The sequence below is a fragment of the Kribbella sp. NPDC050470 genome (assembly GCF_044458365.1).
GTDB lineage: Bacteria > Actinomycetota > Actinomycetes > Propionibacteriales > Kribbellaceae > Kribbella.
The window spans coordinates 339,360-357,898 of the sequence record NZ_JBITHV010000009.1; the positions used below are offsets into that span (position 1 = coordinate 339,360).

The following is an 18,539-nucleotide window of genomic DNA, read 5'->3' on the forward strand; positions in this document are numbered from 1 at the left end:
GGTGCGTGTTGTGGGGGGGGCGCGCCCGCGCGGGGCCGCGCCCGCGCGCCTCCACCACCCCCCCCCCCCCCCCCCCCCCCCCACGACCAGGGAAGGACGCAGCTGCTCCGGAGCAGCTCGCCCGAATGGTCACGTGCTGGGGGTGGATGCGGTGGGTCGGTGTGGTTGGCGCCGGGTTTGTCAGCGTGGTCAGCCGGGGGAATCGGATCGGGGGTTCAGGTCGGGGCCTGGTCGGGTGTCGGGGCCCGGTCGGGTCCGGGGCCGGATATCCGGTGGAGTCGTCTGGCAGGTTGTCCTCGAGCACCTGGTTTCCTGGGACCGCGATATTCGGTAGGTGGACGGATTCGTCCGCATGCTGGTCGAAGTGGGGCATCTCTCGGAGGCTTGAACACCTTCTGGGGTCCTGGGACAGGCAATGACATGTCCGAGGACCCCAGTACCTGGTCAAGGCCCCGGTGCTTCGGCCGTGGTTTCCGGGATCCGGACGAAATTGCTCACATCCCGGACGGATGCGCGGCGGCGCTTCCCGCCGCGACCACACAGCAAGCCGACCAAGCCCGCGGCCCGCTCCCGCCGATCCGTACATACCAGTCGCCGCTCGTCCACAGCTCTTCACCGGAGCCACGCCGGGCATACAAACGCAACCCATCATCGGGCGCGCCTAGTTCCGATCAGCGGTATGAGTGCCGAATCTGAGTGATTGAGTACAGGCTGCACGGGTCGAGGCTGCCGGTGTCGGGCGCCTCCGCCTCGTCGATCAGTTGCCTTGGGTAACCACTCGGAGGCTCGTCTGTGATGCGACCGTTCTGTGTGGGACGGCTTGGTGATGCGTGGTCACTGCCAGCTCGGCCGTTGTTGCGGGGGCGGCCAGGGCCAGGATGGTTTGTTTGTCGACGGGTGGGTGTAGGACTGCGAGGGTTGGGGCGGACGGGACCAGGCCGGCGCGGAGCGGCGGGTCGTTGGTGGGAGGGAGCGGCATGCGGCGGCGGAGGCCGGTGTTGTGTAGGCCTAACCCGAGCGCCTTGCCTACAGCTTCCTTCGCCGTCCACAGGTGCAGGAAGGCGGTCAGCTGGTCGGCTTGCCCCGTTAGCCACTGCAGTTCCAGGGGGTCGAACCAGCGGCGTGCTAGTCCTCCCACCTCGCGGGGGTGGAGGTCTTCGATGTCTATGCCGACGGGGGCAGCGAAGGAGGCGGCGGCTGCGGTGAGGGTGGGGGTGCGGCTGAGGCTTACGGAGAGGCCGTCGATGTGGGGCTGGCCGGTTGGTGTGTGGTGCAGGGACGGCGTGCCGCCTAGTAAGGAGGCGGCCAGGTCGAGCAGGAGCGTGTGGGCGGCCGACGGGTCGCCGGCCGGGGCCAACCACACGTGTACCGAGTCACCCATCGGACGAAGGTAACCGCTCCGATACTGGTCCTCTGTGGCGGGTTGAAACTGGATCTGTAGGGGAGACCGGTCTGTTCTTAGGTTTGAGGCATGACCAACTGCGAAATCACCCTGGTTCCCGCGACACCGCGCCTGCTCACCGGGCAGTTCGGCCGGCTGCTGTTTACCGTGTTCGGCTCCTCGCTGAGCATGTACTTGCTCACCTCGGTGGTCCCGCTCTACCTGGCCGCCAGCGGCTCCGGGGGCATCGGCGCCGGGCTGTCCACCGGCGCGATGATGCTGTCCGCGGTGGGCGTCGAGCTGCTCGTGCCCCGGATGCTGGCCCGCTGGGGGTACCAGGTCGTCCTCGGGCTCGGGCTGGTCCTGCTGGGCGCGCCGTCCCTGGTCCTGCTGACCACCGCGTCACTGCCGCTGGTGCTCGCGGTCTGCGTCGTCCGCGGTGCCGGACTGGCGATCCTGGTCGTTGGCGCGGTCGCGTTGATCGCCGAGGTGACTCCGGCGCACCGCCGCGGTGAGGCGTTCGGTGTGTACGGCGTCGTCGTCGGACTGCCGGCCGCGATCGGTCTGCCGCTCGGCGTCTACCTGACCGGCGTGATCGGCTTCGACGCGCTGTTCGTCCTCGCCGCGGCGGCCTCGCTGGTCGGTCTGATCACCCTCGGCGGAATGCCCAAGCTGCCCAGCACGGAAGAGCAGCACGTCAAGGTGCTCGGCGGTCTGCGGGGGAGCGGCCTGTTGATGCCGACGTTCGTGTTCGCCGCAGTCACCGTCGCCGCCGGCATCAGCGTCACCTTCCTGCCGCTGGCCGTTGCCGAGGAGAACCAGTCCCTGGTGGCCGCCGCCCTGCTGATGCAGGCCATCACAGCCCCCGGCGCCCGCTGGCTGGCCGGCCGGTACGGCGACCGCGTCGGCCCGGCGAAGTTGCTGCCGGTGGCGTTGGTCCTGGCTGCGCTCGGCGCCGGCGCCCTGGTCCTGATCGGGAGCGCGACCGCGATCGTCGTCGGCTCCACCCTGTTCGGCATCGGCTTCGGCGCAGCGCAGAACCTGACGCTGTCACTGATGTACAACCGGGTCCCGAAGTCCCGCTACGGCCAGGTCAGCGCGCTGTGGAACCTGGCGTACGACGGCGGCTGGGGCATCGGCGCCATCGTCTTCGGCGCGATCGTCGCCGGCACCGGCTACTCGGTCGCCTTCGCACTGACTGCCGCGGTCGTCGCCGTGGCGATCGTGCCGGCGGTTCAGAGTTTGCGCAACCGGACGTAACGCACGGTGTGGTCAGCGCCCTTGCGGAGGACCAGGGTGGCGCGGGAGCGGGTGGGGAGGATGTTCTCCCGCAGGTTCGGGCCGTTGATGCCGTCCCACAGCGACTCGGCCTTCTTGATCGCCTCGTCCCGGCTGAGCTCGCCGTACCGGACGAAGTACGACTCCGGGTTGCGGAAGGCCGTCTCCCACAGCTTGAGGAAGCGGTGCACGTACCAGGACCGGATGTCGTCGGCGGCGGCGTCGACGTACACGGAGAAGTCGAAGAAGTCGCTGACCGCCAGGCCACTCTTGCCGTCCGCGTGCCGCGGCGCGGGCTGCAGGACGTTCAGGCCCTCGAGCAGCAGGATGTCCGGCTGCTCGACGGTGGTCCGGACGCCGGGCATCCGGTCGTAGTGCAAGTGTGAGTAGACCGGCGCCTCGACGGTGTCCATCCCGGACTTCACCTCGACCACGAAGCGCAGCAGCGCCTTGCGGTCGTAGGACTCCGGGAAGCCTTTGCGCATCATCAGGCTCCGGCGCTCGAGCTCGGCGTTCGGCCAGAGGAACCCGTCGGTGGTGACGAGGGCGACCCGCGGGTGCTCGGGCCAGCGGGCCAGCAGCTCGCGCAGCAACCGGGCGGTGGTCGACTTGCCGACGGCAACCGACCCGCCGATGCCGATCACGAACGGCGTCCGGGTCGCGGCCGGCTTGCCGAGGAAGCTCTCGGTGTCGGCGTGCAGGGCGCGGGCGTGCCGGACGTAGAGCGAGAGGATCCGCGACAGCGGCAGGTAGACCTCGCGTACCTCGTCCATGTCGATCTCGTCGCCGAGACCGCGCAGCCGCTCGATCTCCTCGGCCGTCAGCGGGGACACGGTCGTCTCGGCCAGTTGCGCCCAGGCCGCCCGGTCCAGCTCGGTGTAGGGAGTCACCTCCCGCGTCGGCTGCAGCATGAGCCCATTCTTCCCACCCCGACGTACGACGACCCACCCCGGGCGGGCGTGGCTTACGTCTCAACCATTTGAACGGACCGACTCCGGAAAACGCTTGCTCAACCTATTGACGGCGTGTGGGGGCGTGCGTACGGTGTGTCCACGTTCAAGTATCGAAGTTCCCAGCGAAAGTTTCGAGAACTCTGTGTGAGCGACCAAGAGACTCGGTGAGGAGGGCTGCGGGCGTGCACAACCGCCGTGTTGAGGTACAGCGCCGCCGGGGTGTCTGGGCGGACGTGAAGCGGGACTGGCGGCTGTACGCGCTGCTGGCGCTGCCGATCGCGTACTTCGTGATCTTCAAGTACCTGCCGATGGCCGGGAACATCATCGCGTTCCGCCGGTTCATGCCCGGCGGATCGATGTTCGGCGAGCAGTGGGTGGGGCTGCGCTACATCCGGATGTTCATCGAGGACCCGACCTTCTGGCAGGTGTTCCGCAACACGGTGGTGCTGGGCGGCCTGAGCCTGCTGGTCGTCTTCCCGATCCCGATCGTACTGGCGCTGCTGCTGAACGAGCTCCGCGGGCAGCGGTTCAAGAAGTTCGTCCAGACCGTGTCCTACCTGCCGCACTTCATCTCGGTGGTGATCGTGGCCGGGATGATCCTGCAGCTGGTCTCGCTGCACGGCACGGTCAACCAGGTGCTGAAGGCAACCACCGGCAGCACGGTGAACTTCATCCAGGACGCGGACTGGTTCCGGGCCATCTACGTGTCCTCCGACGTCTGGCAGACGGCCGGCTGGGGCACCATCCTCTACCTGGCCGCGCTCACCCAGATCGACGACACCTTGTACGAGGTGGCCCGGATCGACGGCGCCAACCGGTGGAAGCAGACCTGGCACATCACCCTGCCCGGGATCGCGCCGGCCGTGGTGACGCTGCTGATCCTGAACATCGGCTCGTTCCTGTCGGTCGGGTTCGAGAAGATCCTGCTGCTCTACAACCCGCTGACCTACGAGACCGCCGACGTCATCTCGACGTACCTCTACCGGGTCGGTCTGGTGTCGAACAACTTCTCCTACGCGACCGCGATCGGCCTGTTCGAGGCCGTGGTCGGCCTGACGCTCGTCTTCGGTGCGAACGCGATCTCGCGCCGCGTACTGGGAGCGGGACTGTGGTGAACCAGACGGCCGGCATCAAGGACAGCACCGGGCACCGGGCCTTCCAGGTCTTCAACGTCGCGATCCTGCTGCTGGTCGTGGTGCTGACGCTGTACCCGTTCCTGAACATCGTCGCGCAGTCGTTCAGCAGTGAGTCGGCGATCAGCGCCGGCAAGGTCAACCTGTTCCCGGTCGGCTTCGACACCTCGACGTACCACGTCGTGATGAACGACGCGATGTTCTGGCGCAACTACGCCAACACCTTGCTCTACACCGTGGTCGCGACCGCGATCTCGCTGGTGCTCACGACCTGTATGGCGTACGTGCTGTCGAAGAGGCACCTGCGCGGCCGGACGTTCGTCATCGGGTTCGTCGTGTTCACGATGTTCTTCAACGGCGGGCTGATCCCGAACTACGTGCTGGTCTCCCAGCTCGGGATGAAGAACACGCTGTGGGCGGTGGTGCTACCGAACGCGATCAGCGTGTTCAACCTGCTGGTGATGAAGGCCTTCTTCGAGAACATGCCGCCGGAGCTCGAGGAGGCGGCGATGATCGACGGCCTGACCACGTTCGGCATCCTGCTGCGGATCGTGCTGCCGCTGAGCAAGGCGATCCTGGCCACGATGATGCTGTTCTACGCGGTGGCGAACTGGAACGCCTGGTTCGGCGCCTTCCTCTACCTCGACGACAAGTCGCTGTTCCCGGTCACGATCTACCTGCGGAACCTGGTCGCCGGCGCCACCTCCGGCACCTCGGCCGGCGCGACCGGCGACGACCTCACCCAGATCGCGGCCAGCATCAAGGCGGTCACCATGGTGCTCACCGTCCTGCCCATCCTCTGCGTCTACCCGTTCGTCCAGCGGTACTTCGTCACCGGCGTGATGCTCGGCTCCGTCAAGGGCTGAGTACGCCGGATCGCCCTTCTGAAAGGAAGTCCACATGATCAGCGTGAAGAGGGCGGGCATCGCCTTGGCCCTGGCCGCCGCCTTGGGTCTGTCCGCGTGCAGTTCCGGCGGCGGTGACGAGAAGGCCGACACCAGCAAGAACCGAACCGGTGCCATGGACAACTACGCCGTCGGCACCCAGTTCAAGGCGACCGAGCCGGTGACGTTCTCGGTGCTCTACAACGACCCGCCGACGTACCCGTACAAGAAGGACTGGCTGCTCTGGAAGGCGATGGCCGAGCAGAACAACGTCACGCTGCAGCCGACCGTCGTACCGCTGAGCGACTACGAGCAGAAGCGGTCGCTGCTGGTGTCGGCCGGGGACGCGCCGCTGATCATCCCGAAGACCTACCCGGGTCAGGAGTCGGCGTACGTGTCGTCCGGCGCGATCCTGCCGGTCAGCGACTACCTCGACCTGATGCCGAACTTCCAGGACAAGGTGAAGAAGTGGAAGCTCGAGCCGGAGATCGACACGCTGCGCCAGCAGGACGGCAAGTTCTACCTGCTGCCCGGCCTGCATGAGGAGCTCTGGCCGGACTACACGCTGAACATCCGGGCCGACATCTTCAAGCAGCAGGGCATCCCGGTGCCGAAGACCTGGGACGACCTGGCGGCTGCGTTGGCCAAGCTGAAGCAGGCCTACCCGGACAAGACGCCGTTCTCGGACCGCTACCAGGGCAAGAACCTGCTCAACCAGCTGGCCGTGGCCTACGGCACGGCGGCCGGCTGGGGGTACGGCGACGGCGCGGTCTGGAACCCGTCCGAAAGCCAGTTCAAGGCCGCGGCCGGGATGCCGCAGTACAAGGACATGGTTGCTTACCTCAACAAATTGGTGACCGGCAAGCTGCTGGACCCGGAGACGTTCACCCAGCAGGACGACCCGGCGATCCAGAAGTTCGTCACCGGCCAGTCGTTCGTGATCAGCGGGAACTCGCAGGAGATCACGACGTACCGCAAGACGATGGACAGCACACTGGGCAAGGGCAAGTACGAGGTCGCCCGGATCCTCGTCCCGGGCGGTCCGGCCGGTCAGGTGATGGGCGGGTCCCGGCTGGAGAACGGGATCATGATCAGCGCGAAGGCGAAGGAGCAGCCGAACTTCGTCGCGATGATGCAGTTCGTCGACTGGCTCTGGTACTCCGACGCCGGCCAGATGTTCGCCAAGTGGGGTGTCGAGGGCACGACGTACCAGCAGCAGGACGGCAAGCCGGCGCTGCTGCCGGCCATCGACTACAACGGCCTGAACCCGGGCGCCGGGAAGAAGGACCTGCGCAAGGACTTCGGCTTCTCCGGCGGCGTCTTCGCGTACGGCGGAACGACCGAGCTGCTGCAGTCGATGATGGTCCCGGCGGAGCTGAAGTGGCAGGAGGAGATGGCCGCGACGCACAAGCCGGTGGCCGTCGAGCCGCCGTACCCGCTGAGTGACGCCGACCGGGAGCAGGCGACGCTGCTGAACACGCCGCTGACCGACTACGTCAACCAGCAGACGCTGAAGTTCGTGCTCGGGCAGCGGCCGATGGACCAGTGGGACGCGTTCGTCCAGGAGCTCAACGGCAAGGGCGCGGAGAAGTACCTGAAGATGGTCAACGACGCGCAAACGAAGTACGAGACGGAACACGGCGGCAAGTGATGTCGACGCTGTCGACGGGGTTCGTCGACGGCAGGTTGTACCGGACCTGCTCCTTCGTCTACCACCTGATGACGGTCGAGGGCTGCCTGGTGATCGCGCTGCTGCCGACGTTCGCCACGGTCCTGCTGCTGGCGCCGGATCCGCGCAACGCGCCGCTGTTCGCCGTTGCGCTGATCCCGGCCGGTCCGGCAATGGTTGCCGGCCTGTACGCCGTACGCCGGAAGGACGGATCGCCGGGGCGCGACTTCGTCCGGGGATACCGGTCGAGTTGGCGCGAGGTGCTCAAGGTGTGGGTGCCGGCGGTCGTGCTGATCGCGACCACGCCGGCGGTGGTGGCGGCTCTGGTGGCCGTGTGGCTGGCCAACGCGGTGGTGATCACGTCCCGGTTCTCGTTCCGCGGGCGTGACACCGCGCGACTGGCGGCGTACTACCTCGGTGCGCGCTGGCGGTGCACGCTGAACGTCCTGCTCCTGGGCGCGGCGTTCACGGGCCTGGTCGCGCTCACCTCTGATTGGGTTGCGGTGTTGCTGTTGTCGCCGGCGCTTTACCTGCTGGCCCGAGTGACGCGACCGCTGGTCGCCGACGTGGAGAAGAGGTTCGTGTGACGATCTGGTACGGCGGCGACTACAACCCCGAGCAGTGGCCGGCTGACGTCTGGGCCGCGGACTCCCGGCTGTTCGACCTGGCCGGGATCAACACCGCGACGATCGGGGTGTTCTCGTGGGGCCTGCTGCAGCCGTCCGAGGACGTGTACGACTTCGGCGTCCTCGACCGGATCACCGAGTCGCTGGACGGCCGCAACGTCATCATGGCCACCGCCACCGGCGCACTACCGGCCTGGCTGGCGCGCAAGCACCCAGAGGTCACGCGGGTCGACTTCGAGGGCCGCAAGCATGTGTACGGCGCTCGCCACAACCACTGCCCGTCGTCGCCGGTCTTCCAGCGGCTCTCGGTCGAGCTCGCCGGCCGCATCGCCGAGCGGTACGCCGGTCTGCCCAACCTGGTCGCCTGGCACGTCGGCAACGAGTACGGCGGTTCCTGCTACTGCGACAACTGCACAGCCGCCTTCCGGGTCTGGCTGCAGAACCGCTACGGCACGCTGGAGGCGTTGAACCACGCCTGGTGCACGACGTTTTGGAGCCACACGTTCTACGACTGGGGCGAGATCGTCGCGCCCTCGGCGTTGAGCGAGCACTGGCGTGGACCGAACCACACCGCGTTCCAGGGGATCACCCTCGACTACCTGCGCTTCATGTCGGACGCCCTGCTGGAGAACTTCAAAGCGGAGAAGTCCGCCATACGCCAACACAGTGATGCGCCGGTCACCACCAACCTCATGGGCTTCTACCGGCCGCTCGACTACTTCCGCTGGGCCGAGCACCTGGACGTCATCTCCTGGGACAACTACCCGCCGGACGACCGGTCGGCGCCGCGGATGGCGCTGACGCACGACCTGATGCGCGGGCTGAAGGGCAAGCCGTTCTGGCTGATGGAACAGACGCCGTCGACGACCGCTTGCCGGGACGTGAACCCGGTCAAGCGTCCGGGTGTCATGCGGCTGTGGAGCTACCAGGCGTTGGCGCACGGCTCCGACACCGTGCTGTTCTTCCAGCTGCGGGCGTCCCGTGGTGCGTCGGAGAAGTACCACGGCGCTGTCATCAACCACGCCTCCCGCTCCGACACTCGCGTGTTCAAAGAGATCGCTGAGTTGGGCGCCGAGCTCCCGTTGCTCGAGGGCCTCGTCGGCGCCGAGACGCGCAGCAAGGTCGCGCTGATGATCGACTGGAACAGCTGGTGGGCGGTCGAGATCTCCGACGGTCCGTCCCGGCACGTGTCCTACGTCCAGACCGCGATCGCCTGGTACACGGCCCTGCAACGCCTCGACGTGGATGTCGACGTGATCCCGGTCGACGGCAACATTTCGGCGTACGACGTGGTCCTGGCCCCGCTGCTGCACATGGTGCCGGACGAGTTGGGCCGGCAGTTGAAGGGCTTCGTCGCGGGCGGTGGAAAGTTCGTGACCGGTGTGCTGTCCGGGCGGGTCGACGTCGACGACAACGCGTTCCTGACCGATGTCCCGGGACCGCTCGCGCGAGTGCTCGGCATCCGCGTGGACGAGACCGACGCGCAGCCTCCGACCGTGGTGAACCCCGTGCAGTTGGACGGGTTGACGTCGGAGGCGTCACTCGTCTTCGACCTGGTCATTCCCGAGCACGCCGAGGTGATCGGCACCTACTCCGCCGACTTCTACGCGGGTACGGCGGCCGTCACGCGACACCGCTTCGGCGCGGGGCACTCGTGGTACATCGGGACCATGCTGGACGCAGCCGGCCTCGACGCCGTACTGGGGTCGGTGATCGAGGAGTCCGGGTTGACCGGGTCGTATGCGAGGATCGACGGCGTCGAAGCGACGCGGCGGTACAAGGACGGTCAGCGGTATCTCTTCCTGCTGAACCACGGGGACCGGGAGGTGCGAGTGGCGGCCGACAAGTCAGGAACCGACCTACTCACCGGCTCGCAGATCGAGGCCGGTGACAAGCTGGTGCTCCGGGCAACCGGTGTGGTGGTGTTGCGCTCGGATGACGTTTGACCCGTGCTGGCTCGGTGGCCAGCGGTTGCCCGAGGTCACCATCCACGCCTCCGGGGCGCTGGCGCAGACGATCCGGGGCGAGCTCCGGCAGACCCGCCGAGTCCCACATGACGTAGAGGTTGCCCTGTGCACCCTCGGGCGGCTCGAGGAGACGCCGCTCGCTCCGTGGGTCGAGCAGGCGTTGCCGGCCGATGGGCTCGGGGCCGAAGGCTTCGTGGTGACGCGACGAGGCAACCAACTCGTCGTCGCCGCCGAGGGCGGCCGCGGCCTGCTCTACGGAGACTTCTACCTGCTGCGGTACTTCGAGTGGATGACCGGCGACTTCACCGTGGTCGAGCGGCCGGCGGTACAGGTCCGGATGGTGGCGCACTGGGACAACCTCGACGGTTCCGTCGAGCGCGGGTACTCCGGTGGATCGATATTCTTCCGCGACGGCCGGGTGGTGCAGGACCTGACTCGGGTCCGCGCGTACGCGCGCCTGCTGGCGTCGGTCGGGATCAACGCGGTGGTGGTCAACAACGGCAACGTGCACGCCGCCGAGACCCGGTTGATGAGTGACCACCTGCCTGGCCTTTCCCGGCTCGCCGCGGTGTTCCGCGAGTACGGGATCGCGATCCACCTGTCGGTGAACTTCGCGGCGCCGATCGTCCTCGGCGAGCTGGAGACGGCAGATCCGCTGGACGAACGAGTGATCCGCTGGTGGTCGGCGGCCGTCAGCCGGGTGTACGACGCGGTGCCGGACCTCGGCGGATTCGTGGTCAAGGCGGACTCCGAGAACCGGCCCGGTCCGTACAGCTACGGGCGGCATCATGCGGATGGCGCGAACCTGCTGGCTCGGGCGCTGGCGCCGTACAAGGGGACTGTGTACTGGCGGTGCTTCGTCTACGACTGCCATCAGGACTGGCGGGACCGGAGTACGGATCGGGCTCGGGCGGCGTACGACCATTTCGTCCCGCTGGACGGGCTGTTCGACGACAACGTCGTACTGCAGATCAAGCATGGGCCGCTGGACTTCCAGCCGCGCGAACCCGTGTCGCCGTTGCTGGGGGAGTTGCAGGAGACCCGGTCCGCGGTCGAGTTGCAGGTGACGCAGGAGTACACCGGTCAGCAGAAGGACCTTTGCTACCTGGGGCCGTGGTGGCGGGAGATCCTGCAGTTCGACACCACCGGCTCCGGCGGGCCGACGACGGCCGAGCGCGCCGCCGCGGTCGTGGGCGTCGCCAACGTCGGTGACGATCCGAACTGGACCGGCCACAAGCTTGCCCAGAGCAACCTCTATGCGCACGGGCGGCTGGCCTGGGACCCGGCCGCGGATCCGGTCAGCCTGCTGCACGAGTGGGCCGCGGCGGCGTTCGCGATGGACGACCGGACCCGGGCCGAGCTGGTCGAGATCATGGCGGACTCGTGGCGGACGTACGAGCGCTACACCGCGCCGATGGGGGTCGGCTTCATGGTCACGCCGGGCACGCACTACGGGCCGAACGTCAACGGGTACGAATACTCCGAGTGGGGGACCTACCACTTCGCCGACCGGTACGGCGTCGGCGTCGACCGGACCGTCGCGACCGGATCAGGCTTCACGGCGCAGTACCCGGAGCCCCTCGCCGGCGGCTACGAGAACGTCCACACCTGCCCGGACGAGCTGCTGCTGTTCTTCCACCACGTGCCCTACGACCACGTCCTGCAGAACGGCCGCACCGTCCTGCAGCACATCTACGACACCCACTTCCAGGGGTACGACGAAGTCGAGGCGATGGTCGCCCGCTGGAAAGCCATCGCCGACCGCTTCGACCCCGCCACCCGCGAGAACATCACAGCCCGCTTCGACCTGCAGCTCCGCAACGCCCGCGAGTGGCGCGACCAGGTCAACACCCACTTCCACCGCCTCAGCGGCACCCCAGACACCGCCGGCCGCACGATCTACCGGTAGTCGCGACGTATCATGCCGCATCAAACTATGATTGAATAAAACTATGATTGATTCATAGTTTGTTCTCGGAGGTGTGGCTGATGAGGTTCAAGGGGCGGGCGGCTGATCTGAAGCTGCTCGACCGGCAGCTCGGCACGGTAACTGCCGGCGGCACTGACAGCCGTGGGCGCGCCGTGATCATGACTGGGCGTCGCCGGGTGGGAAAGTCTCGGCTGGCCCAGGAGTTCTGCGACCGGTCCGGTCTGCCCTACGTGATGTTCCAGGCAACCCGCGGCCGTCGGCCGGCCGCCGAACGGACGGAGTTCATCGCGGCTTTGTCCGGGCTGCCCGGGGCCGATCTCGTCGCCGGTCTCCAGTCCGGCGACTGGAATCAGGCGCTGCGTTCGCTGGCGATCGCACTGCCGGATGACACCCCGAGCATCGCGGTGATCGATGAGGTCCCTTGGCTGGTGGAGCAGGACGCGGAGTTCGAAGGGGCGTTGCAGACGGTCTGGGACCGCTACCTTTCGGCCAAGCCCGTCCTGCTGGTCCTGGTCGGCAGCGATCTGTCGGTGATGGAGGCGCTGCAGGCCTACGGCCGGCCGTTCTTCGGGCGGGCGGCGAAGATGACTGTGCGACCGCTGCACCTGGCGGATGTGCAGGCGATGACGGGTCTGGATGCCGCCGACGCGGTCGACGCACTCCTGATGACCGGAGGCTTTCCGGAGATCGTCCAGTCCTGGCAGAAGGGAATGAGCCGGAAGGCCTTCTTGCGGGAAGCCGCGAGCAATCCGCTCGCGCCGCTGCTGGTGGCGGGTGAACTGTCGTTGCTGGGGGAGTTTCCGGAGACGTCACAGTCGCGTGCGGTCCTGGAGGCAGTAGGTACCGGCGAGCGGACGTTCTCAGCGGTCGCGGCCCAGGCCGGCGGCGGTCGCGGGATGCTGCCGGGAACGCTCTCCCCACTCCTGTCGACTCTGCAGACGAAGCAGGTCCTGGTCGCCGATCTGCCGCTGTCGACCAAGGCCGACAGCAAGAACAAGCGGTACCGCATCGCGGATCCCTACCTGAGGTTCTGGCTGGCCTTCCTGCAACGGGGAATCCCGCTCATCGAGCGCGGCCGTGGTGACCTGGCACTGGAGCGAATCGAACGCGCCTGGACGAGTTGGCGCGGCCGGGCGGTCGAGCCGCTCGTCCGCGAGTCCCTGGTCCGGCTGCTGGCTGACGATGGCTGGGCTGCCACCGAGGCGGTGGGCGGGTGGTGGAACCGGCAGAACAATCCCGAGATCGACCTGGTCGGGGCCGATCGCGAACCGGTCGCGCGCGCAGTGCATTTCGTGGGCTCGATCAAGTGGCTGGATTCCAAACCGTTCGGCGGACGCGAGTATCAGGCACTGGCGCGGGACATGGCGGCGGTGCCGGGCGCCGGGGCGGATACGCCGCTGGTTGCCGTGTCGCGATGTGGTGTGGATGAAGGCATACCTCTCGCCGCACACTGGGGTCCGGACGACCTGGTCCGTGCTTGGCGCTAGCTGATTTCGCGCGAAGCGCAGCGGAGGGTTCGGGTGTGGTCTACGGTGCGCTCGGGGCCGGTCAGGGTGACGGTGTGGGTGGACTGGATGTCGGTGCTGGATTTTGCCAGGCGGAGGTTGATCTCGCCGGGCTCGACGATGCGTGTGCCGGTGCGGTCGGCGAACGACGTGAGGTCGGCGTGCACGGTGAACTCGACGGTCCGGGACTCGCCGGCGGCGAGGTCGATGCGGTGGTAGCCGATCAGCCGGGTGACCGGGCGGGTCACCTTGGCGACGGGGTCGCCGAGGTAGAGCTGGACGATCTCGGTGCCGTCGGTCGCGCCGGTGTTCTGGACGGTGACCTTGAGCGTCACGGTCCCGTCGGTTGGGGTGGTCTCGCGATCGGCGGTCGAGTCGGTCCACTCGAAGGTCGTGTACGACGTTCCGTGGCCGAACGGGAAGAGTGGTGTCGGGTCGACCGACGAGACCTTGCTGCGGCCGCCGAGCGGTTGATGGAGGTAGGTCCCGGGCTGCGCGCCCTCGCTCCGCGGCAGGCTGACCGGGAGCCGGCCGGACGGGTTGACGGCTCCGGTCAGAACCCGGGCCAGCGCCGGACCGCCTTCCTGGCCGGGGAAGAACGCTTGCACGATGGCCGCCGTACGGTGTGCGAATCGGCCGAGGGCGTACGGGCGTCCGGACAGCAGTACGACGACGACCGGCGTACCGGTGTCAAGGACCGCGTCGAGCAGGTCGGCCTGGCGTCCGGGGAGGGCCAGGGTCTCGACGTCACAGCCCTCGCCCGAGGTACCGCGGCCGAACAAGCCGGCCCGGTCGCCGAGCGCGACGATCGCGACGTCCGCCTCGGAAGCAGCGGTGATCGCCTCTTCGAAGCCGTCGTCGGAGTCGTCGTCGACCCCGCATCCCTCGGCCGTCTTCAGATCGATGCCTTGCGCAACGAGCGCCTCAGCGAGGGTGCGAATCTGGACGCCGTCGTCGGTGCCTGGGTAGCGGGGCGCGATGTGGATCGGGAAGGTGTAGCAGCCGAGCATCGCGTGCGCGTCCATCCCACGGGGCCCGACCAGCGCGATCTTCTTGCCTGGGGCAACCGGCAGTACGCCGTCGTTCGCGAGCAGCACGATCGACTCGTCGGCCAACCGCGCTGCGATCTCCCGGTTGGCCGCGGTGTCCAGCTCGACCGGTCCGGTCGGCTCGAGGTCCAGGTCGGGGTCGAGCAGACCGAGATCGCACTTCTGCCGCAGTACCCTGCGCACGGCCTGGTCGACGTACTTGACGTCGAGCCGGCCCTCCTCGACCTCTGCAATCAGCGCGTCGGCGTAGGTGTGCACGGTCGGCAGTTCCACGTCGATGCCGGCCTTCAGCGCGAGCGCGGCCGCTTCGCCGTCGGTGCCCGCGACCTGGTGCAGCGTGCGCAGGAACGCGATCGCGAAGTAGTCCGCGACGACCGTCCCGTCGAAGCCCCAGGTGTCGCGTAGCAGCGTGGTCAGCAGTTCCGGGTCGGCGGCAACCGGCACGCCGTCGATCTCGGCGTACGAGTTCATCACCGTACGGACGCCACCCTCGACCATGGCCAGCTCGAACGGCGGCAGGATCACGTCGGCCAGCTCGTGCCGGCCCATCGACACGGGCGCGAGGTTGCGACCGGCCCGGGAGGCGGAATAGCCGGCGAAGTGCTTCAGCGTGGCGTGAACGCCACCGTCCTGCAGGCCGCGGACGTACGCCGTACCGATCGTGCCGACCAGGTAGGGGTCCTCGCCGATCGTTTCCTCGGTGCGGCCCCAGCGGTAGTCGCGGGTGACGTCGAGGACGGGTGCGAGGCCGAGGTGCGTCCCGGCCGACTTCATGTCCGTGCCGATGTGGCGGGCCATGGTCTCGACGATTTCCGGGTCGAATGTGGCTCCCCACGCGAGCGGGGTCGGGTAGATGGTGGCGCCGTACGCCGCGAAGCCCGTCAGACACTCGTCGTGGGCGATCGCCGGGATGCCGAACCGGTTGGCGGCCATGATCTGCCGCTGCGCCGCGGCCAGCGACCGGGCGCCGGTGGTCGGGTCGACCGGCCGGGTGCCGAACGGGCGGGTGAGCTGGCCGAGCCCGTCCCGGATCACCTCGTCCCAGACCGGCGGGTCGGCGCTCATGTCGTGCTGGTACGGCGCGACGTCCTCGCCACTGTCCCGGGCGCCGACCCACAGGCCGGCCAGCTGGGAGACCTTCTCCCGCAGGGTCAGCTCGGCCAGCAAAGCCTCGACCCGGTCGTCCGGACGTGCGGTCGTGTCGCGCCAGGCGGACATCCAACTCCTCGAAAGTTTCGGGCAAATTCTCGATACCTCCGACGAGGTTAGCTTGTATTCTGCTGCTTGCACAGCCTCGAACCGGGTGGAGGAACGTCGTGGGTCAGCGGATGACCATCTCGAAAATTGCGGAGCAGGCGGGGGTCTCGGTGCCCACCGTGTCCAAGGTGCTGAACGGCCGCTCCGACGTCGCCGAGGAGACCCGGGCGAAGGTCGAGAGCATCATCCAGGAGCACGGCTACCGCCGCCGGACCACCAGTACGGCGAGCAGCCCGATGATCGACCTGGTGTTCCACGAGATCGGCGGCGCGTGGGCGGTCGAGCTGATCCGCGGCGTCGAGGAAGTGGTCCGCGCCGAGGGCGTCGAACTCGTGTTGTCGGAGTGCGGCGGCGCCCGGCGGCCGCGGCAGGAGTGGATCGAGTCCGTCCTGCTCCGCCGCCCGCTCGGCGTGATCATGGTCTTCTCCGACCTGGACGCCGACCAGCGGGCGCAGCTCGAGGCGCGGCGGATCCCGTTCGTGGTCGTCGACCCGGTCGGCGACGAGGGCGACGACGTACCGTCCATCGGCTCGGCCAACTGGAACGGCGGCCGGATGGCGACCCTGCACCTGCGCAAGCTCGGGCACACCCGGATCGGGATGATCGGCGGCCCGGTGGAGACACTGTGCTCGCGGATGCGGGTCGACGGGTACACCGACGCGCTCCGGTCGACCGGGGTGGACGTCGACCCGGCGCTGATCCGGGCGGCGGAGTTCGAGGTGGACAGCGGGCACCGCGAGGCGCTGGCGCTGCTGAAGCTGCCGGAGCGGCCGACCGCGGTCTTCGCGGGCAGCGACCTGCAGGCGCTCGGGGTGTACCAGGCGGCGCGGGAGCTCGGGCTGGAGATCCCGCGCGACCTGTCAGTCGTCGGGTACGACGACCTCCCGGTCGCGCAATGGGTCTCGCCGACGCTGACCACCGTCCACCAGCCGCTGCGCCAGATGGCCGAGCTGGCCACCCGGATGGTCCTCGACCTCGCCCGCGGCGTCACCCCGGCTGCCCTCCGTATGGATCTCGCCGTGGACATGCGCGTCCGCCAGAGCACCGCGGCGCCGCCCGGCGCCTAACTCGTCGTTCCAAGCCGGCGGCTAGGGTGATGGACATGATCGTCGGCGTGGGTATCGATGTGGTCGACGTTGAGCGGTTCATGAAGACCCTCGAGCGCACACCGGGTCTTCGGGATCGCGTCTTCACCGCTTCCGAGGCCGCCAGGCCGCCGGCGTCGCTCGCCGCCCGGTTCGCCGCCAAGGAAGCACTGGCCAAAGCACTCGGCGCGCCGGCGGGCATGCACTGGCACGACGCCGAGGTACAGACCGACGAGACCGGACGCCCCTGGCTGGAGATCAAGGGCACCGTCGCCGACCAGGCCGGTCGGCTCGGCGTCCAGAGCCTGCACCTGTCCCTGAGCCACGACGCCGGCATCGCTTCCGCCGTCGTCATCCTGGAGGGCTGATGCGCCGCGCGCACACCGTCGAGCAGGTCCGGGCAGCCGAGGCCGACCTGATGGCGCGCCTCCCCGAGGGCACCCTGATGCAACGCGCCGCGACCGGTCTCGCGGTTGCCATCAGCAACTTCCTCGGTCACACGTACGGCGCTCGCGTCGTACTGCTGATCGGGTCCGGCGACAACGGTGGTGATGCCCTGTACGCCGGGGTCCGGCTGGCTCGACGCGGTGCGCGCGTGGTCGCCGTACTGCTGTCGGACAAAGCGCACGCCGCCGGGCTGGAGGCGCTGCTGGCCGTCGGTGGACGGGTCGGCTCGACCGACGACATCGGAGACGCCGACGTGGTGGTGGACGGCATCGTCGGGATCGGCGGACACCCCGGCCTCCGCCCGAACGCGCTCGCCGCCGTCGAACTGGCCGCTCAGAAGGGCATCCCGATTGTCGCCGTCGACACCCCGTCCGGCGTCGACGTCGACACCGGCGAGACCCCGGAACCCCACGTGCGCGCAGCCCTCACCGTCACCTTCGGCACCCACAAGATCTGCCACTTCATCGACCCAGCCGCCACCGCCTGCGGCCCGGTCCACCTCGTCGACATCGGCCTCGACCTCCCGCCCGCTCCCGTCGAGTCGCTCCAGGCCGCCGACGTACGAGCGTTGTACCCCGTCCCGCACGGCGAATCCGACAAGTACTCCCGCGGCGTACTCGGGTTGATGGCGGGCTCAGCGCAGTACCCGGGAGCGGCCGTGATCGCCACAGCCGGTGCGCTCGGCGGCCCGCTCGGCATGGTCCGATACGTCGGCCCGGACGCCGTCGCGGCCGAAGTCCGGGCAGCCCATCCGGAGATCGTCGCCGGTGAGGGACGCGTGCAGGCGTGGGCAGTCGGCTCCGGTCTGGGCGACGAGCTGGACGTCAGCCGCGTCCGCGACCTCCTCGACGCCGACGAGCCGATCGTCCTCGACGCCGACGGCCTCCGCGCACTCGAGGACTCGGGCGACCACACCGGCGTACTCGCGACTCCGCATGCTGGCGAGCTCGCCCGCCTGCTGGGCGTCGACCGCGCCACCGTCGAAGCCGAACGCCTCAAACACGCCCGCCTGGCCGCCGAACGCTACGACGCGACCATCCTCCTCAAGGGCTCCACCACCGTCATCGCCGCCCCCGACGGCCACGTCCGCGTCAACACCAACGCCACCCCCTGGCTGGCCACCGCCGGCGCCGGCGACGTCCTGGCCGGCCTCTGCGGAGCCCTCCTCGCCGCCGGCCTCACCACCCTCGACGCCGCCAGCCTAGGCGCCCACCTCCACGCGGCCGCCGCCAACCTTGCCTCCTCCTCAGCCCCCATCACAGCCCTAGCAGTAGCCGCCACCCTCCCCGCAGCCACCCGCCAACTCCTGCACGGTTAGTCCCCCACGCAGCCGCTACGCGCTCCTGCGTCGCGCGCTCGCCGGCTGCTGCCTCCC

14 protein-coding genes are annotated in these 18,539 nt (G+C 68.5%); 11 read left to right on the forward strand and 3 right to left on the reverse strand.

Going from position 1 to position 18,539, the window contains the following annotated elements:
• Positions 1-757: 757 nt before the first annotated feature.
• On the reverse strand, positions 758-1,381 hold the full coding sequence (locus tag ACIBGM_RS28475) for a 4'-phosphopantetheinyl transferase family protein (RefSeq protein ID WP_396387239.1): 624 nt from the start codon (positions 1,379-1,381) through the stop codon (positions 758-760).
• Between the two features lie 90 nt (positions 1,382-1,471).
• On the opposite strand from ACIBGM_RS28475, the gene ACIBGM_RS28480 reads away from it, so the two are divergent.
• Positions 1,472-2,641, forward strand: coding sequence for an MFS transporter (locus ACIBGM_RS28480; RefSeq protein WP_396387240.1), 1,170 nt, complete (start codon positions 1,472-1,474; stop codon positions 2,639-2,641).
• Here ACIBGM_RS28480 and coaA read toward each other — a convergent pair.
• Positions 2,617-3,570 (reverse strand): type I pantothenate kinase, encoded by a 954-nt coding sequence (gene coaA / locus ACIBGM_RS28485; RefSeq protein ID WP_360530572.1) that lies wholly within the window; start codon positions 3,568-3,570, stop codon positions 2,617-2,619. The two genes, ACIBGM_RS28480 and coaA, sit on opposite strands and share 25 nt — an antisense overlap.
• 206 nt (positions 3,571-3,776) lie before the next feature.
• Here coaA and ACIBGM_RS28490 point away from each other — a divergent pair, with 206 nt between their 5' ends.
• From ACIBGM_RS28490 to ACIBGM_RS28520, 7 genes are all read left to right on the forward strand, one after another.
• Positions 3,777-4,727 (forward strand): ABC transporter permease, encoded by a 951-nt coding sequence (locus tag ACIBGM_RS28490; protein ID WP_396387241.1) that lies wholly within the window; start codon positions 3,777-3,779, stop codon positions 4,725-4,727.
• Positions 4,721-5,611 (forward strand): carbohydrate ABC transporter permease, encoded by an 891-nt coding sequence (locus ACIBGM_RS28495; protein WP_396387242.1) that lies wholly within the window; start codon positions 4,721-4,723, stop codon positions 5,609-5,611. The genes ACIBGM_RS28490 and ACIBGM_RS28495 overlap by 7 nt, the downstream gene beginning before the upstream one ends.
• A gap of 34 nt (positions 5,612-5,645) precedes the next feature.
• On the forward strand, positions 5,646-7,280 hold the full coding sequence (locus ACIBGM_RS28500; protein WP_396387243.1) for an extracellular solute-binding protein: 1,635 nt from the start codon (positions 5,646-5,648) through the stop codon (positions 7,278-7,280).
• Complete coding sequence (locus ACIBGM_RS28505) at positions 7,280-7,885, forward strand: hypothetical protein (protein ID WP_396387244.1); 606 nt, start codon at positions 7,280-7,282, stop codon at positions 7,883-7,885. The genes ACIBGM_RS28500 and ACIBGM_RS28505 overlap by 1 nt, the downstream gene beginning before the upstream one ends.
• Complete coding sequence (locus ACIBGM_RS28510) at positions 7,882-9,870, forward strand: beta-galactosidase (protein WP_396387245.1); 1,989 nt, start codon at positions 7,882-7,884, stop codon at positions 9,868-9,870. The genes ACIBGM_RS28505 and ACIBGM_RS28510 overlap by 4 nt, the downstream gene beginning before the upstream one ends.
• Complete coding sequence (locus ACIBGM_RS28515; RefSeq protein ID WP_396387246.1) at positions 9,860-11,800, forward strand: alpha-glucuronidase; 1,941 nt, start codon at positions 9,860-9,862, stop codon at positions 11,798-11,800. The genes ACIBGM_RS28510 and ACIBGM_RS28515 overlap by 11 nt, the downstream gene beginning before the upstream one ends.
• Before the next feature lie 80 nt (positions 11,801-11,880).
• Positions 11,881-13,308, forward strand: coding sequence for an ATP-binding protein (locus tag ACIBGM_RS28520; protein ID WP_396387247.1), 1,428 nt, complete (start codon positions 11,881-11,883; stop codon positions 13,306-13,308).
• On the opposite strand, the gene ACIBGM_RS28525 is transcribed toward ACIBGM_RS28520, so the two are convergent.
• The gene (locus ACIBGM_RS28525) at positions 13,305-15,593 is read right to left on the reverse strand and encodes a glycoside hydrolase family 3 N-terminal domain-containing protein (RefSeq protein WP_360530594.1); all 2,289 of its coding nucleotides are present in this window, start codon (positions 15,591-15,593) and stop codon (positions 13,305-13,307) included. The two genes, ACIBGM_RS28520 and ACIBGM_RS28525, sit on opposite strands and share 4 nt — an antisense overlap.
• A 110-nt stretch (positions 15,594-15,703) precedes the next feature.
• Between ACIBGM_RS28525 and ACIBGM_RS28530 the strand changes: the two genes are divergently transcribed.
• Genes ACIBGM_RS28530 through ACIBGM_RS28540 form a run of 3 tightly spaced genes read left to right on the forward strand, consistent with a single transcriptional unit; the run spans position 15,704 to position 18,482 of the window.
• Positions 15,704-16,699, forward strand: coding sequence for a LacI family DNA-binding transcriptional regulator (locus tag ACIBGM_RS28530; RefSeq protein ID WP_360530596.1), 996 nt, complete (start codon positions 15,704-15,706; stop codon positions 16,697-16,699).
• Positions 16,700-16,734: 35 nt separating this feature from the next.
• Positions 16,735-17,085, forward strand: coding sequence for a holo-ACP synthase (locus ACIBGM_RS28535; RefSeq protein WP_360530599.1), 351 nt, complete (start codon positions 16,735-16,737; stop codon positions 17,083-17,085).
• Positions 17,085-18,482, forward strand: a complete 1,398-nt coding sequence (locus ACIBGM_RS28540) for an NAD(P)H-hydrate dehydratase (RefSeq protein WP_396387248.1) — start codon at positions 17,085-17,087, stop codon at positions 18,480-18,482. Before ACIBGM_RS28535 ends, ACIBGM_RS28540 begins: the two co-directional genes overlap by 1 nt.
• Positions 18,483-18,539: the final 57 nt, after the last annotated feature.